The 18,582-nt window shown below is 69.1% G+C and carries 12 protein-coding genes and 2 pseudogenes; 5 read left to right on the forward strand and 9 right to left on the reverse strand.

What is annotated here, in order from left to right; genetic code table 11:
* The 3 genes and pseudogenes from FGD71_RS27175 to FGD71_RS27185 all read right to left on the reverse strand — a co-directional run bounded on the left by FGD71_RS27175 (position 1) and on the right by FGD71_RS27185 (position 3,013).
* Positions 1-1,287, reverse strand: coding sequence for an ABC transporter substrate-binding protein (locus FGD71_RS27175; protein WP_119103162.1), 1,287 nt, complete (start codon positions 1,285-1,287; stop codon positions 1-3).
* 413 nt (positions 1,288-1,700) lie between these two features.
* A pseudogene (locus tag FGD71_RS27180) lies at positions 1,701-1,904 on the reverse strand (pectinesterase family protein); the annotation flags it as partial.
* 365 nt (positions 1,905-2,269) lie between these two features.
* The gene (locus tag FGD71_RS27185) at positions 2,270-3,013 is read right to left on the reverse strand and encodes a WD40 repeat domain-containing protein (RefSeq protein ID WP_240436790.1); all 744 of its coding nucleotides are present in this window, start codon (positions 3,011-3,013) and stop codon (positions 2,270-2,272) included.
* A gap of 703 nt (positions 3,014-3,716) precedes the next feature.
* Between FGD71_RS27185 and FGD71_RS27195 the strand changes: the two genes are divergently transcribed.
* Positions 3,717-4,151, forward strand: a complete 435-nt coding sequence (locus tag FGD71_RS27195; RefSeq protein WP_119103164.1) for an ester cyclase — start codon at positions 3,717-3,719, stop codon at positions 4,149-4,151.
* A 525-nt stretch (positions 4,152-4,676) separates the two neighbouring features.
* Here FGD71_RS27195 and FGD71_RS27200 read toward each other — a convergent pair.
* Both FGD71_RS27200 and FGD71_RS48020 read right to left on the reverse strand, forming a co-directional pair.
* Positions 4,677-4,884 (reverse strand): annotated as a pseudogene (locus FGD71_RS27200) (Txe/YoeB family addiction module toxin).
* A gap of 326 nt (positions 4,885-5,210) precedes the next feature.
* Complete coding sequence (locus tag FGD71_RS48020) at positions 5,211-5,765, reverse strand: DUF6183 family protein (protein WP_219925802.1); 555 nt, start codon at positions 5,763-5,765, stop codon at positions 5,211-5,213.
* Positions 5,766-5,874: 109 nt separating this feature from the next.
* Here FGD71_RS48020 and FGD71_RS27215 point away from each other — a divergent pair, with 109 nt between their 5' ends.
* The 4 genes from FGD71_RS27215 to ccrA are packed head-to-tail and all read left to right on the forward strand — an operon-like array spanning position 5,875 to position 12,117.
* Positions 5,875-7,248 carry an aspartate aminotransferase family protein gene (locus FGD71_RS27215; protein WP_119103165.1) on the forward strand — a complete coding sequence of 458 codons (1,374 nt, stop codon included), beginning with the start codon at positions 5,875-5,877 and terminating at the stop codon, positions 7,246-7,248.
* A gap of 45 nt (positions 7,249-7,293) precedes the next feature.
* Positions 7,294-9,408 (forward strand): acetate--CoA ligase family protein, encoded by a 2,115-nt coding sequence (locus FGD71_RS27220; RefSeq protein ID WP_119103166.1) that lies wholly within the window; start codon positions 7,294-7,296, stop codon positions 9,406-9,408.
* Positions 9,409-9,413: 5 nt separating this feature from the next.
* Entirely contained in the window at positions 9,414-10,802 is a 1,389-nt protein-coding gene (locus tag FGD71_RS27225) for an aldehyde dehydrogenase family protein (protein ID WP_420878353.1), read from the forward strand.
* 34 nt (positions 10,803-10,836) lie between these two features.
* Positions 10,837-12,117, forward strand: coding sequence for a crotonyl-CoA carboxylase/reductase (gene ccrA, locus FGD71_RS27230; RefSeq protein ID WP_119103168.1), 1,281 nt, complete (start codon positions 10,837-10,839; stop codon positions 12,115-12,117).
* Positions 12,118-12,142: 25 nt separating this feature from the next.
* Here ccrA and FGD71_RS27235 read toward each other — a convergent pair whose 3' ends face one another.
* The 4 genes from FGD71_RS27235 to FGD71_RS27260 form a co-directional block, all read right to left on the reverse strand.
* Positions 12,143-12,772 carry a TetR/AcrR family transcriptional regulator gene (locus tag FGD71_RS27235; protein ID WP_119103169.1) on the reverse strand — a complete coding sequence of 210 codons (630 nt, stop codon included), beginning with the start codon at positions 12,770-12,772 and terminating at the stop codon, positions 12,143-12,145.
* A 125-nt stretch (positions 12,773-12,897) separates the two neighbouring features.
* Positions 12,898-13,158, reverse strand: coding sequence for an amidohydrolase family protein (locus tag FGD71_RS27240; RefSeq protein WP_119103170.1), 261 nt, complete (start codon positions 13,156-13,158; stop codon positions 12,898-12,900).
* A 224-nt stretch (positions 13,159-13,382) separates the two neighbouring features.
* Positions 13,383-14,831, reverse strand: a complete 1,449-nt coding sequence (locus FGD71_RS27245) for a family 43 glycosylhydrolase (protein ID WP_119103179.1) — start codon at positions 14,829-14,831, stop codon at positions 13,383-13,385.
* A 685-nt stretch (positions 14,832-15,516) separates the two neighbouring features.
* On the reverse strand, positions 15,517-18,420 hold the full coding sequence (locus FGD71_RS27260; RefSeq protein WP_119103171.1) for a glycosyl hydrolase family 95 catalytic domain-containing protein: 2,904 nt from the start codon (positions 18,418-18,420) through the stop codon (positions 15,517-15,519).
* Between the last annotated feature and the right edge of the window lie 162 nt (positions 18,421-18,582).

The following is an 18,582-nucleotide window of genomic DNA, read 5'->3' on the forward strand; positions in this document are numbered from 1 at the left end:
TCATCCCGCGGACTTGATGATGGACTCGAGGCTCTTCTGGACCGCGGTGAGCGCGGTCTTGGCGTTCTTCTGCTTGCCGAGCCAGAAGTCGGCCAGTCCCGTGTCGAACGCCGCCTGCATCTCGTTCCACTCGGGAATGAACGGGGCCTTGAAGAGGAAGGAGCTCGACTCGGCGAACACGCCCATGTCCACCGGCGTCTTCATCCACGCCGGCTTGAGGAACGCGTCGCTCTTCTGCACCTCGATGCTGGCCGGCACATCCTGACCGGTGGAGATGATCTGCTGCTGGGCTTCGGGCGAGGTGAGGAAGTCGATCGCCTTGAAGGCGTTGTCGCGGTTCTTCGCGGTACGGGAGATGGCGAGGCCACTGCCGAAGGAGGCCACGGCCTGCTTCTTGCCGCGCCACATCGGCGCGATGTCCCACTCGAACTTGGTCTTCGTGAGGCCGGCGATGGCCCAGAACCCGGTGGTGTTGACCGCGACCTTGCCGTTGGCGAAGGCCTGGTCGCCGCCGACGTCCGCGCCCATGTCGGCGTACTGCGCCTTCGTCGGCACCACGCCGTGCTTGAACATCAGGTCGCCTGCCCACTGCAACGCCTCTACGACCTCGTCGCTGTCCACCGCCGGCCTGCCGTCCGCGTCGATGATGGCGCCGCCGTTCTGGTACGCGAAGCTCCACCACTGGGGCCACCAGCCCGCGCCCCCGTAGCCCCACGTCTTGCCCTTGCTCGTCAGCTCCTTGAACGCGTCGAGGGCGTCGTCCCAAGTCCAGTCGGCCGTCGGCGCCTTGATGCCCTTCGACTCGAACAGGGTCTTGTTGTAGTAGACGATCATCGCGCCGGAACGGTCCGGTATCGCGTAGACCTTGTCCTGGTACGAGTAGACCGACCCGATCGCCCCGAACCGCTTCGCCAGGTCCAGTCCGGCGCTCTTGGCGAGGTCGTCGAGCGGCAGGAGCTGGTTCTTGCTCGAGTAGACGTTGACGTTCTCCGCGACCTGCATGATGTCCGGGCCCTTGCCGCCCGCGATCATCGTCTGCACCTTCTGCGGGTACGAATCCGACGGGATCAGCTGGAGCTTGACCTTCAGGTCGGGGTACTTCTTCACCAGCAGGTTGATGCGCTTCTGATACGTGGCCCGGTCGGTCTCGCCGCCCCACACCGTCATCACCAGGGGCTCGTCACCCGAACCGCTGCTGGAACCGCACGCTGTGAGCGTGATGACGCCCGCCGCGACTCCCAGTCCCAGAAAACCCCGACGAGAAACCTGCGCTCTGTCAAGCGTCATGGCACTGCCCTTCTTTGAAGCATGCACACGCCGTGGAGGTCGCCCGGGCGATCAGGCCGGACTTCGAATGGCGGTTAAACTAACCGTCGTTTTAAGTCACGGACAAGACCCTGTTTCCCACGGGTTTCAGCTGCCACCCCAGTCGTACGCCACCGCAAAAGCGGTCATCCTCGATGTCCTCGCAGGTGGGGTACAGGCGCGGCCGTCCGCGGTGGTGACCGACCTCGGTATACGACTCGACGTCGTGCAGGCCTGCGCTCGCTCAGGAGTAGTGGATCTCCGTCTCAAGGGTGATGGCGGCCGACGTCACCCCGGAGTTGAGGACGACCCCGTCCGCACGGCGGCACTGCGCCTCGGTCGTGGGGACGTCCCGCCATGCGTCGGCGTCGCTGGAACGCGCGGTTGCCTCCGGGCGCGTGGGCGAGGTTGTCGGCGGAGGGGTTGCGCTGCTCGGTCTCGCGCAGCCAGTTGTGGTGGATCGTCAGATCGACGGTGGTGTTCTCGGTCCAGCCGATGCCGAAGGTCTTGTTGTTGCTGAACTTGTTCCAGGACACCCTCACGGAGGTGGTGTCCTTGCGGCTGTCGATGAGGCCGTCGGCCATGTGCCGCAGGTCGTTGAAAGTACCGTCCTGCCCGAGGGTGTTGACGGAGGCGAAGCCGTCGGCGGTGTCGTCCGGCCAGGTGTCGGCCGCCTCCGTCTCCAGCCGTGCGAACCCGCCGGGCGGGGCGGGCCGGGCGCCGGTGCCGGTCTGCGGTTGCTCACAGTGCGCTCCATGCATGTCCGGCCGGCAGGGGTCCCGCTACTGACGGAACACCGCGCCCGGTCGCATCGGGCGCGGCTGCGGAGCAATGCCACAGAGGGCAGAGGATGCGGCTCGACCACCTGCCCCGGACCGCGGCCCACGCGAGACTCCCCACTCAGCAGCGCGGGGCGCCATGCCACCGCCGGGCGCTGCGCCCGCCGGCGCTGCCAGCCAGGGAATCAACCGCCGCACACTCGGCGGTACGGCGCGTCGGGCACGTAAGTACGCCACTGGTCCTTCGTCAGCCCGGCACCGCGGACACGGGCGCAGATCCGGACGACCGCCTGGGAGGTGTCGACGGTGTACCGCTGCAGCGGGACGTGCGCGCTGCCCGCGTACACCGTGCCGCTGTCGGCGCTGAACGCCACGGTATCGATCGCCTCACCGGGCGTCGTCAGCGGGTCGCCGAGGGGCTGCCGTGTGGCGATGTCCCACAGCTGCAGGGATCCCGACTCGCCGCCCACCGCCAGGGTGCGGCCGTCGGGGCTGACCGCGAGGGCCCTGACGGCTTCCGAGGAGTCGCCGAAGCGCGCGTCGGACGTGCTGTCCGCAAGCTCGGGGAAGACGTTCCGCAGCACCCCCGCCCGCGCCCGCAGCTTCCCGTCCCACAGCGCCACTCGGCCAGCCTGATCCCCCACCGCCAGTCGCGAGCCGTCGGCGGCGAAGGCGAGAGCTCCGATCTCGTCGCCCTGGACGAGGTCGCGGCCTGAGACCTGGCCGCCGGGCAGGGCCGCCGTGCGATTGTCCCCGACCAACAGCCCGCCGTCGGGGCGGACGGCCAGATGGCTGCCGGCCAGGGCCGCGAGGACCGCCGTCCGGCGGTGGTGCGCGGTGTCCCATGTCTCGTTGCTCGGCCTCCCGTCGGCCGGTGCGCGGGTGGCGTAGAGCGTACGGGCGTCCGGGCCCAGTGCGATCGTGGTCACCGCCCCGGCCGACGTCTTCGTCGCCAGGTCCAGCGTCGTGCGGAGAGCCGCGGTTTCCGCCTGGGCGTGGCAGCGACCGGAGACCCCGCAGTGGCGGGCCGGGCGACAAAGGGTTCGAAAACTCGAACACTGTTCGCAAGTTCGACCAGAAGATAGATTTCAGCCGAGAGCACGTCAATGGACCTGGCAAGTTTGATCCCAAATTTCTTCGGCGCACGAAGCGCCACAGCCCGGGCAGGAGGGCCGGCCTGGCCGGCAATCGGCGATGCGCGGCCGGGATGGGTTCGCCGACAGAGCGCGGGACAACTCGCTGAAGCCGAGGTGACAGGCACACTGCCCGTCGGCGGCGACCCCGCCCTGGGGACGGACGAATGTGCCGCTTCATGCCTCGGAGCGGCAGAACCGCATCGTGCACGGCACCCTGCGACGGCAGGCACCGACGTCAGGGGCGGGCGAATTCGGCGACGCCAAAAATGGGCAGGGACTGTGCCCCAGGGCAGGGCGTACAAAATGAGCCGCGAACTCACCGGAGAATCCACACCAGCCTGGCGAATCGAAACGGGCATCACGCCCACAACGTCGTGAACGTTGATCAGATGCCCTCTAACGGCGTGGGGCAGGGCAACCGGGGGTTCTCTGGTCTGCTCGTGCGCGGCCGCGGTGGGAGAATGAAGTGGGTGATCCGTAGCTGAGGAGGTGGATCATGGGACAGGCTCGTGAGGTCATGGACCGGCTCACGGATGCGCTCACCACACACCCGGATCTGAAGGTCATCGCCGAGCTGTATGCCGAGGACGCGGTCGCTGTCACCCCCGACGAGGGGGAGATCCGCGGGCGCGACAGTATCGTGGAGTACTGGCGGCAGATGACGGAGGCGGTCCCCGAGGCCACGTTCGAGTCGTTGCACGCGTACGAGGCCGGCGACACGGCCATCGACGAGGGGTTCTTCAGCGGCAGGAACACCGGGCCGCTGCATCTGCCCTCCGGGGAGACCCTTCCCGCGACCCAGAAGGAGATCAGGATCCGCGGGGTGGACATCGCCACCGTGGCGGACGGCCGGATCGTCGACTACCGGCTCTACTTCGACGAGATGGACTTCCTGGGGCAGCTGGGGCTCCTGCCTGAAGAGCCATCCTGAGCACTCGTCCGCTTAGAGCGACCGGCAAAGGCGCGGGCGGTTGCCTGTCTGCTGCGGTAGATCGGTCCCGGCCGCTGACGATCAGTCGAGGAGTGCTCCCACGCCCAGCAGGGCTATCGGAGAGGTACAGGCTGCGAGAGGTTTCACCGCACGCTGTGGCATCACGGCAGGACCACACGAATGCCCAAGGACAGAGGCCGCCTGCACTTGACTCGACCGACCTGACGCCCGTCTCCGCCCCCACAAGTCATGGCTACTCTCATGGCTACGTACGCAGCCGCGCGGTCCCGTTTGAACCGGTGTGGAGCTGGGTCGGGCTAAGCCCTTCGATCTGCCCAAAAAGGGCACCTGACCTGCAAATTAGCTGGTCAGGTGCCTCTAGCGGCAGACGAGTCGGGCTGTACGCCGGGGACAGTGGCGGGATCGTGAAAACGGCGCCTCTGATCTGCGTGGGCGTTCTGAGTGACCAGAGACCTTGCACATCGGGTGCACACCGGCGGCTTGCCTACATGCAGCGACGCGGACCTAGTTGGTGCAGTGACAGCGAGCATTGAGGATCTCGACCTCTTTGTCGTCGGCTCGGTTGACGAAGCGGTGTTCGTCGTCGATGCGTCGCGACCAGTGCCCGACAGGCTCCCTTGAGCGGTTCGGACTTGCCGATGCCATTGAACCCGCACAGCCGCCTGGCGGTGGTGAACCAGGTGCAGTTGTTGGTGTAGACGCCCGCGCCCATCAGCGCGAGCCAGCGGACGAAGGCATCGCAGGCCAGATGAATCTTGCTGGCCAGGCCGCCTTGGGAACATCCGAGCGCCCGGCGCCCCTTGCTGGTGGGCGTGCACGATCGAGGAGTCGGCCGACACCAGCCAGTCAATATCTCCTGCCGCATCCGCGCGCGCCTGCGCGGCCTGGAGTATCCACCCGAACTCGTCGCCCGTGGCCCACCAGCGGAAGGGATCAAGGTGAAGAGCGTGAGGTGGTCGGTCGTCCGTCACGGAGCGGCCGGGCGAACGAGGAACGTCCCGATGTGCCCAGGGTGAGGCCCGCGGGGCGTGCCCCTTTCTACCCGTCGACATCCGTATCGGTCGCCGCCAGCACCGCGACCCGCGTACGGCTGGGGTCGAGTACGGCGAAAGCCACGTCCGCCGTGTCGTGGTGGAACCAGTCCGTGAACGCCATGAAACGCAGCCACCGTTGGTCGGCAGCGCGGAGCACCGCCTCCGGGAACGGGGTGTCGTCGGGCAGCCCCATCAGCGCGTACAGACTGTTCCAGGCGTGCAGTCGGGCGTACGCGCCACCCTGTCCCTGGCCGTTCACCCCGCCGTTGTGTGCTGCTGCGAACAACTCGTTGATCACGTCGTCGGGCGTCGTGCGGCAGGTGACGGCACGGCCCCGGCGCGTGCCCTCGCCCTCCAGGCACTCCAGGGGCAGTTCCTTGATGAACGAGATGTTGAAGTCGTCCGGATCGAGCGGGCTCGGCAGCGTGAAGAAACGCGCCTCGGGCTCGCGGGACCAGCCGCTGACGGTGAAGGGCTCGGCGGCCGTCCCCGCGCGCCTGGCGTCGGAACATTCACCGGCCGTACGCCCGGCTGCCGCACCGCTGTCGGTGGGGGGGATCCAGGGACGGTCTCAGCCGTACCTTGCTTCGCCCTTGACACGCACATCCACTCGCTTCCACACTTTCAAATGAACGTTTATTAGATACGCGGGAAGGTCAGGTTCACCCATGTCCCAAGCCCAGGACTCACCCTGCCTCGACACCGTCGACGAGGTGATCGCCGAGCAGCAGAGAATCTTTCTGAAGCGCCAGCCGCGCAGCGCGGAGCTGGTCGAGGAGGCGAGCCGGTACCTCGCCGGAGGCGCGACGTCGAGCTGGCAGATCGCCAAGCCGCAGTCGGTCTGGATGAGCCACGGCGCCGGGTCGAAGGTGTACGACGTCGACGGCAACGAGTACGTGGACATGCACGGCGGCTACGGCGCGTCGATCGCCGGCCACGCGCACCCGGCCATCGTCGCGGCGGTCTCCGACCGGGTCCGCCGGGGCACGCACTTCGCCCAGCCGACCGAGGACGCCATCTGGGTCGGCCGGGAACTGTCGCGCCGCTTCGGCCTCCCGCTGTGGCGCTTCGGCAACTCCGGCACCGAGTCCACCATGGACGCGATCCATCTGATGCGCGCCGTGACCGGCCGGGACCTGTACCTGAAGCTGGAGGGCGGCTACCACGGCCACCACGACTCGGTGCAGGTCTCGGTGATGCCCGCCGCCGAACAGATCGGCAGCCGTGAGCGCCCGAACCGCGTGACCGCCAACGGCGGCATCCCGCGGGCGATCACCGATCTGGCCGTGATCGTCCCCTTCAACGACCTGTCCGCGGTCGAGCGGGCACTGGTCGAGCACCGCGGCCGGATCGCCGGCATGATCCTTGAGCCGGTCATGATGAACGCGGGCATCATCCCTCCCGACCCGGGCTACCTGGACGGCCTGCGCACCCTGCTCCACCAGCACAGCGCACTGCTGACCTTCGACGAGGTCAAGACGGGATTCACCACCGGACCCGGTGGGGCGACGGCCCGCTACGGCGTCGTACCGGACATCGTGTGCCTGGCCAAGGCGCTGGGCGGCGGCATCTCGGTCGCCGCGATCGGCGGTACCGCCGAGGTCATGGGCGCGATCGTCGACGGCCGTTACGAGCAGGTCGGCACCTTCAACGGCAACCCCCTGGCCATGGCCGCCGCCCGCGCCACCCTCGCCGAAGTGCTGACCGACGAGACGTACGGCCGCCTCGACCGTCTCGCCTCCTCTCTGCAACAGCAGATGGAGCAGACCATCGCGGACGCGGGCGTGCGGTGGAACGTCGTCAGTGTCGGCGCGAAGGGGTGCGTCATCTTCAAGCCGGAGCGGGTCCGTGACTTCCGTGACTTCCTCGGCGTCGACGACCGCTACAGCCACGCGCACTGGCTGGTGCAGCACAACGGAGGGGCGTTCCTGCCGCCGTGGGGCAAGGTCGAGCAGTGGCTGCTGTCGGCGCAGCACGACCAGGCGGACATCGATCTGTTCGCGCGGAACTTCCGCACCTTCGTGGCGGCCGTGTCGCGCTGAGCCCTTCGGTCACCCACTTCCCGACGAGGAACGGACGGGAGAACCATGAGCAGTGCGCAGTCCACCGCCCGACCCGCCACGCCGCCCCGCGCCCAGCCACCGACCGACGCCCCACGCGACGCGCTGCGTACCAGCGGCCTGCGAGCCATCCTCGCGCCGCGGTCGGTCGCGCTGGTCGGCGCGTCACGGCGCAACCTCGAACTCGTCGCCAACGTCCGACGGGGCACGGCCGAGGCCGTAGGGATCCATCCGAGCAACTCCGAAGTGGCCGGACTACCGTGTGTCCCGTCGCTGTCGGCGTTGCCGGCACCACCCGAACTCGCGGTGCTCGCCGTGGGCCCGGCGACCATCGCGGCGAGTATGCGAGACGCTCTCGCGCTCGGCGTGCGGTCGTTCGTGGTCCCCGGCCTCGGTGTCGAATCCGGAGCCGACGGCCCGGCCGCCGTGCGGGAGTTGCACCGGATCGCCGAGGACTTCGCAGCCGCGGTCCTCGGCCCCAACTGCATGGGCTCCGCCAGCCCGGATTCGCCCTCGGCCTGGCTCGGGACCATCCCCGCGTCCTTCCTGCCGGGCCCGGTCGCGATCGTGAGCCAGTCGGGCTCCATAGCCGACGCGTTCCTCGCGCTCGGCCCGCGCTACGGCTTCAGCGGCGTCGTCTCCTGCGGCGCGGAACTCAACCGTGACGCCGCGGACTGGGTCGCCCACTTCGCGGCCGATCCGACGACCAGGGTGATCGGGCTGTTCCTGGAGACGGTGCGCCGGCCCCACGCCTTCCGCCAAGCCCTGCGCGTCGCGGCCGAGGCGGGCAAGCCCGTGGTGTGCCTGAAGATCGGGCGCAGCGAACAGGCCCACCGCGCCGCCCTCGCGCACACCGGCGCGATCGTCGGGTCACACGCGGCCTTCTCCGCCGTGCTGCGCTCCCACGGTGTCCTCCAGGTGGACGACCTGCCGGAGATGATCGAACTCCTCGGCGCGTTCTCGACCGCACGCCGGCCCACCGGAGGAAGGATCGGCGCGGTCACCGAGTCCGGAGCCGAAGCCGCCCTGCTGGGTGACCACGCCGAGCGCAACGGGCTGACCTTTCCCGCCCTCCCGGAGTCGATCCAGCGGCGACTGCGCGCCGACCATCCGCTGCTGCCGACGAGCAACCCGCTCGACCCGTGGGCGATCGCCGAACCGGTGGCCGCGTTCTCGGCCGCGATCGAAGCACTGGCCGACGCCGGTGTGTACGACCTCCTGATCGGGCAGGTCGACCTGTCATGCCACCGGGGCGAGACCGAGCAGACGTGGTGCGGCGCGGTCGTGCGCGCCCTGGCCGACGCGGGCCGTCGTACGAACACCTTCACCGCGGTGACGACGGTGCATCACACCGACCCTCCCGAAGCCCTCGCCCGCTATGCCGCCGAGCATGACGTCTGCCTGCTCAAAGGCATCGGATCAGGCCTGACGGCCATCGCCCGAGCCGCCACCTGGTCCGCGGGAGCGGGCCTGCCGAAGGCGGCGGTGCCGCCCCCGCGCACGGCCGGCATCGCCGGCGGACTGGCCGGGCTGCCCGCAGGTCCGCTCTCCGAGTTCGACTCCTCGGCCCTGCTGGAACGGACCGGCGTCGCCTTCGCCCGGCGCCTTCTCGCCGAGTCGCCCGACGACGCCGTCGAGGCGGCGAGGACGCTCGGGTTCCCGGTGGTCGTCAAGACGGACGGCCCGGCCCACAAGGCACGCGCGGGTGGCGTCATGCTCAACCTGAACGGCCCCGAAGCGGTGTCCGACGCCGCGACGCGACTGGCCGGCCGCGTGCTCGTGGCCGAACAGGTCGCCCCAGGCCTCGAGGTGTTCTGCGGCATGGTGCGCGATCCGGTCTGGGGGCCGGTCTACGCCCTGGGCCGTGGCGGCACCCAGGTCGAGAGCACCACACCGGTCACCTTCGTCGGCCCTCTCACCCCCGAGCTGGTGCGGCTCGTGATCAGCCGGGCCGGGCTCGAGACGTGGCAGTCACCGTTGGCCGAAGCGCTGCTGGCCATGGATGCCCTGGCGCGCGGCGCGCCACGCATCGGCGAGATCGACATCAACCCCGTCGTCTGCGCTCCGGACGGCACGGCCCGAGCGGTCGACGCACTGATCGTGCTCACGACCGACACTTCCCCCGACGAGGACTCACCATGACCGACATCAAGTGCCACTACATCAACGGCCGTTGGTGCCCGCCGACGACCGCGGACCGGATACCCGTCATCGACCCGGCCACCCACCTCGTCGTGGGATCGGCGCCCGCCGGCGGCGCCGCCGACGTGGACGCGGCCGTCGCCGCCGCCCGTTCGGCCTTCCCCGGCTGGGCGGCCACACCACGGGCCGAACGGGCCCGGCTGCTCGGCGCGCTGGGCGAGCTCCTCCGCTCGCATGCCGGGGAGCTGGCCCGGCTCATCGAGACGGAGATGGGCGCACCGGAAGCATTCGCGCTGAGCGAGCATGTCGGCACACCCATCGCCATCATCGACGACTACGTGGCCGGGCTCGCCCACGAACCCGACGAGGAACGCATCGGGAACTCGCTCGTCACCCGGGAGCCGATCGGCGTGGTCGCCGCGATCCTGCCCTGGAACTACCCGCTCTACCAGCTCGTCGCCAAGATCGTCCCGGCCCTGGCCGCGGGATGCACGGTCGTGGCCAAGCCGGCCGAGCTGACGCCCCTGGCGACCTGCCGCTTCACCGAACTCCTCGACGAAGTGGGCATTCCCGCGGGCGTGTTCAACCTGGTCTTCGGCACCGGCCCCGTCGTCGGGGACGCGATGAGCCGTCATCCCGACGTGGACATGGTCTCCTTCACCGGATCGACCCTGGCGGGCGCCCTGGTCGGCCAGGCCGCCGCCGCGACCGTCAAACGGGTCGCGCTCGAACTCGGAGGCAAGTCGGCCAGCCTGGTCACACCCGACGCGGACCTGGAGCAGGCGGTCACCGCGACCGTGCGCTCCTGCATGACCAACTCCGGGCAGTGCTGCAACGCCTGGACCCGCCTCATCACCCCGCGGTCCGCGAGGGACACCGTCGCCCGGATCGCCGCCCGCGTCGCCGCCGAGATCCAACCCGAGCTGGGCCCGCTGGTATCGCCGGACCAGTACAACCGCGTGCAGTCCCACATCGCGGCCGGGCTCGACGCCGGAGCCGCACTGATCACCGGCGGACTCGGGCATCCGGACGACCGGCCCGACGGCAACTACGCGAAGGTGACCGTCTTCGGCGACGTGAGCCCGGAGATGACCATCGCCCAGGAAGAGATCTTCGGCCCGGTGCTGGTGATCCTCTCCTACGACACCCTCGACGAGGCGATCACGCTCGCCAACGACAGCCGCTACGGGCTGCACGGCGGCGTCTGGGCCGCGACCACGGAAAGCGGCCTGGCGATCGCGCGGCGACTTCGCACCGGACAGGTCGACGTCAACGGCGCCGAGTTCAACATCGCGGCGCCCTTCGGTGGCTACAAGCAGTCCGGGAACGGCCGTGAACTCGGTCGCTACGGCCTTGAGGAGTTTCTGGAGACCAAGGCCATCCAACTCGCCTGAAACCGCCCCGGCATTTCCATCGGAGAGGCAGCACATGAGCACCACAGACGCCGACCGGCGTTCCGTATCCACTCCCACCCTGTCATCTGTCGACATCGGCAGCCTTCCCCCCTTGGGCCAGGTGCCGACGCACATGCACGCGCAGGTCGTACGACCCGACCGCTACGGTGACCCGGCCCGGGCGTTCCGGCCCGAACTCGTGCCCACCCCGGCCATCGGACCGGACGAGGTACTCGTCGCCGTCATGGCCGCCGGCGTCAACTACAACAACGTCTGGGCCGCCCGCGGTTACCCCGTCGACCAGATCGGCACCCGCCAGAAGCGCGGCGAGACCGAGGACTTCCACGTCGGAGGTTCCGACGCCTCCGGCATCGTCTACGCCGTCGGCGACCAAGTCACCGGCATCACCATCGGCGACCACGTGGTCATCCACCCGGGATGGTGGGACGCGGACGACCCCTGGATCATCGAGGGCCGCGACCAGATGATCGCGCCCAGCGCCCGGATCTGGGGCTACGACACGAACTACGGGTCGTTCGGCCAGTTCGCCCGCGTCCAGGCCCACCAGGTGCTCCCGAAGGCCGACCATCTGACCTGGGAACAGGCCGCCGCACCCACACTCGTCGGCACCACCGCCTACCGCATGCTGCACGGCTGGGCCGGCAACACCGTCCAGGAGGGCGACGTCGTGCTCGTCTGGGGCGGCTCGGGCGGTCTGGGAACCCAGGCATCGCAGCTCGCCCGGCTCGCCGGAGCCACGCCGGTGGCCGTCGTCTCGGACGGGGAACGCGGCAAGTACAGCGAACGCCACGGCGCCGTCGGCTGGATCGACCGCAGGGAATTCACCCACTGGGGCATCCCGCCCCTCGTCGACGACTCGGTCGGTCAGAAGGAGTGGACCGCCGAGGCACGGCGTTTCGGCAAGCGGCTCTGGGACATCGTCGGTGAGCGAAAGGATCCCGCGATCGTCTTCGAACACCCGGGCGCGGCCACCATCCCCACCAGCGTCCTCGTCTGCCGGCCGGGCGGCATGGTCGTCATCTGCGCGGGAACCACCGGATACGACGCCGTCGTCGACCTGCGCTACCAGTGGACGAGGCAGAAGCGTCTGCAGGGCTCACACGGCACCAACGACGCCCAGGCCCTCGCCTACAACGACCTCGTCCGCGACGGGAAGATCGATCCCTGCCTCGGACGTACCATCGCCTTCACCGAACTCCCCGCGGCGCATGCGGCGATGGGGCGTGGGGAGGATGTCTTCGGCAACGTCGTCGCCCTCCTCGGTGCCCCCGGGCCCGGTACGGGCGCGTCCTGACGGGAGCGGGAGCACCGCACGTGACTCACCGTCCGAGTGCGGCCTTCGCATAGGACAGGGCCAGCTCGCACGCGAACCCGGGTGTCATGCTCGGGTCGTCGAGGGCGACTTGGATGGTGAGCCCGTCGATGAAGGCGCCGAACCCCACGGAAAAGCGCTCGACGTCTCCCGGTTCGAGCGGAAGCTCACGGACGATGTCGGCGATCATGGCCCGCCACCGTTCGTCCTGTGCCGCACGGGTTGCCGCGACCTCTTCGTGGCGCGTCGCCTGCGACCAGGTGTCGAGCCACAGAGCCCAGAGCCGGCGGTTGTCGTGCTCCGCGGAGAAGACCCACTCGACCAGGAGCCGCAGGCGTTCCTCGGGGGTGGCGCCGTCGGAGACAACCTGCTCGGCGGAGGCGTAGAACTGTTCCTCCGCGTACTGGAGAGCCTCCACCAGCAGGCGGTCGAGCGTGCGGAAGTGGTAGATGATGGTGGCACCGCTGACACCGGCCCGGTCGGCGATCTGCGCGATGCGGGTGTCGGCGAAGCCCCGTTCACAGATGACGTCGGCGGCGGCGCGCAGGATCTGGTCCCGTCGGTCCTCGGTCCCGGACGCGGCACGCCTGACACGCCTGCCGTCGACCTGTTCCGCCGCGAATCTGCCTCGTGGCACTCTCGCCCTCCCGCTGGACGGGCCCGTCGGACCCCCTCAGCTGCCAGCCTACCGCCTCCCAACATTCGCATGAACGTTTATTAGGGGCCACAGGGCAGGCAGATTGTGTCCCCTCGCCTCGGACTTCAGGGTGCCGTGTAGACCGCCGAGCCCTCCACGTACGTGGCGGTGACCTTCGTCGAGGCGTTCTCCGCAGGGGGCCCGGCGCAGGGGTCGCGGTCCAGGACGACCAGGTCGGCGAGGTTTCCGACGACGATGGAACCGGTGTCGTCGAGGTGGTTCACCCAGGCGGATCCCGCCGTGCAGGCGGCCAGGGCGGTGTCGAGGGCGATCCGCTGTTCCGGCAGGAACGGCTCGGCCGTGGCCTGCCCTTGTTCAGGGAGCATGCACCGCCAGCGGATGCACGCCCCGGGCAGACACCCGCGCGTTCCGGGACCCTGCCCGGCCAGGGTCTGTTGCGAAAGGGGCACCGCTTCATGACAGTGAGCCACCCGCGCGCCGCCCTGAGGTGACGCGCCGATGGCTCACTGATCACTCCGCTCCTCTCGTAGCCCGGTCGCCCGGCCCGGTTCCTGTCACGCGGAAACCCGATCGGTGCGTCCGGCCGGTCCTACTGCTTGTAGAAGGTGGCATCCTGCCGGCCGACGGTCGTGGTCACCGGCTGGGTGTAGAGCAGGTGGTTGTAGTGCCGGATGTACCGGCCGGGGAGGTTGTACGACTCGTACGACACACCGGCCGCGGAGTCGGCGAGACCGGCCCGCTCGTGGAACGAGGCGTCGTTGTCGAACAGGGTGGTGCCGTCGTCCTTCTCCACCCACACCTCGTTGTTCTTGTGGCGCAGGTAGTAGCCGGGGAAGTTGGCCGATTCGAGGGAGACGGTGCCGTTGCCGGCCAGGCCGGGGACGACGCGGAACTGCGAGTCGGCGAGGTTGGTGACGTTGGCCTCGGTCCTGGCCCGGAACTCCCAGTGCCGGATGAACCTGTCCGGGTAGTTGTACGAGGAGAAGCGGACGGGGGTGACACCGTCGGCGACGGGGATGCCGAAGTTGGGTGTGCCGTCGGCGTTCCAGTAGATCTTCTGGTAGCGGGTGCGGCGGTTGGGGTCCTTGAGCGGGTCGCCGACGATGTCCCTGTAGTTGCGGGCGTGGTAGACGAGGATGTCCGACTTGCCGTCCTCGGAGACCGTGAAGGAGTTGTGGCCGGGGCCGTACTGGCTGGTCTTGTCGTTGCTCTGGAGGACCGGCGTGGGCGTCTTGCTCCAGGAGGCCGGGTTCATCAGGTCGGCGGTGGCGGAGGCGGTCAGCAGGCCGAGGCAGTAGTTGGCGTTGGTGGCGCTGGCCGAGTAGGTCATGAAGACCTTGCCGTTCTTCTGGATGACGGCCGGGCCCTCGTTGACGCGGGCGCCGGCGGTCTCCCAGGCGTAGTCCGGCTTGGAGATCATGACCGGGCTGCCGGTGATGGTCCAGGGGTTGGCCATCTTCGCCAGGTACAGTTGCGTGCCCTTGCCGAACGCCGGGTCCTCCTGGGCCCAGCTCAGGTAGCGGGTGCCGTTGTGCGTGAAGGTGGTGGCGTCCAGCGAGAAGGTGTCCATGGGCAGGCTGATCCTGCCCTTCTCGGTCCAGGTGCCGGTGATCGGGTTGGCGGCGCTGGTCTCCAGGACGTACGGGCGGATCCGCCAGATGTCGTTGGACCAGCCGGCCGTGAAGTAGACGTACCACTTGCCGTCGATGAAGTGGATCTCCGGGGCCCAGATGTGGGCGCCCATCTCACCGGTGGCGTGCTTGGTCCAGATCGTGGTCTCCGGGGCCGTGGCGAGGCCCTGGAGGGTGGTGGCCCGGCGCATGACGATCCTGTCGTACGCGGGGACCGTGGCGGTGAAGTAGTAGAAGCCGTCGGTGTGCTTGAAGATGTGCGGGTCGGCACGCTGCTCGGCTATCGGGTTGGTGAAGGTGACGGCGGGGGACGCGGGCACGGCCGCCTGGGCAGGGGTGGTCACGGTGGTGAGCACGGCGAGCGCGGCCGCCGCGGCCACCAGAACCCGTCTGGCGAGATGTCTCATGTTTCTGTTGCGGCCCTTCGGGATCAGGCGGTCGTGGGGACGAGCCGCCACTGCTGGCAGTTGTTGCTGAGCCAGCTCCACCGGCGTACGTCGGTACCGTTGGCGTGCCGTGGTTGACAACGTCCATGACGTTGCCGGTGGAGGCGTTGACGATGCGGGCGTAGTCGCCTCCGAGGTGGACCACGCCGAACCGCGTTCGAAAATACGAACAACGTGCGGAAGTGCGGACGAAACGTAAAGGAGGCTCAGAGACGCCGTCAACGGGTCGAACGAAACCGATATCCCGAACGCCGCCGACCACCCGAACAGCCACTGTCGGACACACGGGAAGCCCAGGCCACGCGCCGCGGCGAACCGTACGCCTTGTCGGCCCGGACCCGGTCCGGGCGCTTGCGCGGCCTGCCCGGCCCCAGCCTCGGGGCCCGGACGGACCGGGACCGCTTCAAACTGCCGCCGACGCCGGAACAGGGCAATGACCCGGTCCCACGGCAGAGACTCAAGCTGGGCCCACTGGCCGCTCCTCAGGCCCCCACGTCCCACAGGACGTGATCAGCAAAGAGCAGGATCCACTTTGCGAACAGGCCTAGAAGGCTCATTCGAGTGTTCCTTGTCAGTCCACGTCCACATACACGCATCCAGGCCGCGGCGGCGAGTCGGATCGCCACCGGTCACGTGCCCAGGGCCGTCACAGCCCCACTGGCTGCCATTCCTGGTTGGAGCCGCCGTTGGCGGGCCACTGGATGACCTTGGCGCCGTCGGCGGTGGATCCACTCTGCACGTCTGCGCACAGGCCGCTCCTGACGTTGACGAGGCGGTAGTAGCCGCTGGTGGCCGCTGGAACGAGCTTCCACCACTGGATGGTGCCGTTGGTGTCCGACCACTGGTCCAGGGCTGTGCCGGCGCTGGTGGAGCCGCCCGGGACGTCGAGCACCTTGCCGCTGTTGACGTTGGACAGGCGGAACGAGCCGTCGTGGTCGGGGAGCAGCTTCCACTGCTGGTTCGCGCCGCCGGACCACGTGTACTGGATGACGGGCGCGCCGTCGGAGGTGGAGGAGCCGGAGACGTCCATGACCTTGCCGCTCTTGCGGTTGGCCAGCTTGAAGGGGCCGGTCAGCAGGCCGATCGTGATCGTGGTGCTCGTTCCCGCGGTCAGCGACACCCTGCGGGCGTGGTTGCCCAGCGACGACGTAGTGACCGTCGCGCCGGTGTTGATGGATGTGATGCCGCGCCGGCAGATGAAGGTGATGTTCTGGTCGATGTCGGAGGTGAGCTTGACGGTGGCGGTGCGGGCCGTCGTGTCCCAGGTCAGGGACTGGATGGTGATGCGGTTGCGGCCGCGGACGCCCTTGATGGTGCCCTTGCCCAGCTGGTCGGGGAGGGCGGGGAGGATCTCAAGGACGCCGGGACGGCTGTAGACCAGCGCTTCGCCAAGGACGCCGGGGATGGCGTTGGCGGCGTCGCAGTTGTAGATGTCCAGGTTGGGGTTGTGGGAGGTCATCAGACTCCGCCACACCATGTTCCTGCCGTAGATCTTCAGCAGGTTGCCGTAGACGCCGGGGCCGTCCTTCAGGCGGGCGCGGGCCAGCGCCCGGTGGAGGCTGCCGTGGGCGGAGTAGTTCTGGTCGCCTCGCTTGTCCAGGGCCTTGGCCGCGTACTTGACGAGGTCGGGCTCCTCCTCGGGGTTGATCTCGTGCAGCGGCCAGGCGCCGTACAGGTGCTGGACGTGCCGGTGGTTGTAGCGGTCGGTCAGGCCCGGCCAGGACCACTCGGCGAGCGCCCCGTCGCTGTTGACGGTGTAGTCGGGCAGCTTGCCGAGCAGGGTGGTCCAGCGTTGCACGCCCTGGCCGCTGCCCTGCTCCAGGCCGAGGGTGTCGGCCGCGTCGATCGCGGCCTGGAGCGCGTGCCGGCCGGCCATGATGTCGCCGGTGGCGTTGATGGAGAACGCCTGGCCGGTGCTGAGCGGGGAGTTCTCCATGGAGAAGGAGGGGACGAAGACGGCCTTGCCGTTGGAGTCGGTGCGGGTGAGGAAGTCCTCGTAGAACAGGGCCAGCTCCATCAGGGCCGGGCCGAGCTTGTTCTTCAGGAAGGCACTGTCGCCGGTGACCTGGTAGTACTCCAGAAGCGGGTAGAGCAGCCAGTCGGCGCCGCCGGTCCAGGCCTCGCCGGGGAAGCTGGTGTTGTTGAAGTGCAGCATGTGCCCGTACTCGCCGTCGGTCCGGGACGGGGCGAGGAAGCCGCGGGCGCCGTAGAGGTTGGTGGCGTTGTCGCGCCAGTGGGCGAGCTGGCCGAGGATGAGGTCGAAGTAGCCCTGCATGGCGTCGGTGAGGTCGAGGATGTTGCCGCCGGCGACCTGCAGGTTGACGTTGGCGTCGGTGGTGAAGTCGTCGGCCCAGGAGCCGTTCCAGGTGCCGGTCCAGATGCCGGTCAGGCGTGGTGGCAGGACACCACTGGAACTGATGAAGAGATAGCGGCCGGAGTCGTACATCCGCTCCAGCAGGGCGACGTCGACGGCGGACGCGTTGCTGTTCTGGCGGGCTATGAGCTCGCCGGTGGCCAGCCGGCGGTCGGCGGCGGAGACGTTCAGGTCGATGCTGGAGCGGTCGTACATGGCCTGGTGCTTCGGTGCGTGGCGGCCCAGGAGGGTGGCGTAGTCGGCCGTCAGCGCGGCCAGGGCGGTCTGCAGGGGCCGGCTGTTCCAGTCGGTGGAGGTCTCGTACCGGCCGAGCTTGGTCAGCAGCAGCACCCTGGTGGCCTTGGCGACCACCAGGGTCTGCCCGTCGGCGGTGACGGAGGAGCCGCTGCCGGAGACCACGACGCGGGTGACGCCCTCGTAGCCGTAGGCACCGCCGGAGGGGTAGGTGCCGCGCAGGTTCAGGTAGCCGTCGCCGCCGGCGACGGTGGCGGTGGCGGTGGTGGAGAAGGACACCCTGGTCGGCACGCCCGTAAGAGCGGTGTTGACGCTGATGGTGGTGTCCACGGTGCGGCCGGTGGCGGGCAGCAGCTCGTGGACGATGACCTGGTCGGCGCGGGAGACGAAGACGTGGCGCTTCCAGGTGCCGTACCGGTCGGTCCAGGTGTGGGTGATCTCGCCGGTGCGGAAGTCGGTGACGCGGGCGAAGTCGTTGACCGTGGTCATGCCCGGGGTGCTGAGCTGGAGTTCGTAGCCGGGGTGGAAGGTCTGCGTCCAGCGCAGGCTCCAGCCGCCTGCGAAGGTCGTGGAGGCACCGGAGTAGTCGCCGGCCAGCGCCTGGTCCCGGGCGGCTTCGAGCTTCCCGGAGAGCACCGGGGGCATGACGTTCCGGGTGCCGTTGGGCAGCACGAACCGGTGATGGTTGAGGATCATCTTCTCGAGGGTGGGCGCCCCGTAGTAGACGGCCCCGTACTCGCCGTTTCCGCTCAGGAACCCGTCGGTCCAGGCGGAGGCGGTGGCGTTGTCCCAGATGCCGCGGTCGGGCAGGGTGACCTGGGGCGGTACGGCCGCGGCGGCCCGGCCGGCGAAGACGAGGCCGGGCAGGGCCGCGGCGCCGGCGGCGAGGGCGGCCGTGGTGAGGAAACGCCGACGGTCGAGGGGAAGGTCGGGCAGTGACATGGGGCGACTCCGTTGTCGGGCGGTGAGTGCTACTGGGCACAGGGATGCCACCGGTACGGGTGCGGTGGTGGACAACAGCGCTCTGTCAGACCTGCGGTGGCTGGATCTGCCGTCGACGGCAGACCCGCACGGCTGAGGCCGGCCCGTCCCTCAGGGGCGGGC

Origin of the sequence: Streptomyces sporangiiformans, from assembly GCF_005768555.2 — a bacterium.
In the GTDB taxonomy this organism is placed as follows: Bacteria; Actinomycetota; Actinomycetes; order Streptomycetales; family Streptomycetaceae; genus Streptomyces; species Streptomyces sporangiiformans.

What these genes read in the sequence shown, in the direction of transcription:
- FGD71_RS27215 (WP_119103165.1), top strand. Translation starts at nt 5,875, where the DNA reads ATGTCCCAAGCCCAGGACTCACCCTGCCTCGACACCGTCGACGAGGTG.
- FGD71_RS27220 (WP_119103166.1), top strand. Translation starts at nt 7,294, where the DNA reads ATGAGCAGTGCGCAGTCCACCGCCCGACCCGCCACGCCGCCCCGCGCC.
- ccrA (WP_119103168.1), top strand. Translation starts at nt 10,837, where the DNA reads ATGAGCACCACAGACGCCGACCGGCGTTCCGTATCCACTCCCACCCTG.
- FGD71_RS27195 (WP_119103164.1), top strand. Translation starts at nt 3,717, where the DNA reads ATGGGACAGGCTCGTGAGGTCATGGACCGGCTCACGGATGCGCTCACC.
- FGD71_RS27240 (WP_119103170.1), bottom strand. Translation starts at nt 13,158, where the DNA reads ATGCTCCCTGAACAAGGGCAGGCCACGGCCGAGCCGTTCCTGCCGGAA.
- FGD71_RS27260 (WP_119103171.1), bottom strand. Translation starts at nt 18,420, where the DNA reads ATGTCACTGCCCGACCTTCCCCTCGACCGTCGGCGTTTCCTCACCACG.
- FGD71_RS27175 (WP_119103162.1), bottom strand. Translation starts at nt 1,287, where the DNA reads ATGACGCTTGACAGAGCGCAGGTTTCTCGTCGGGGTTTTCTGGGACTG.
- FGD71_RS27245 (WP_119103179.1), bottom strand. Translation starts at nt 14,831, where the DNA reads ATGAGACATCTCGCCAGACGGGTTCTGGTGGCCGCGGCGGCCGCGCTC.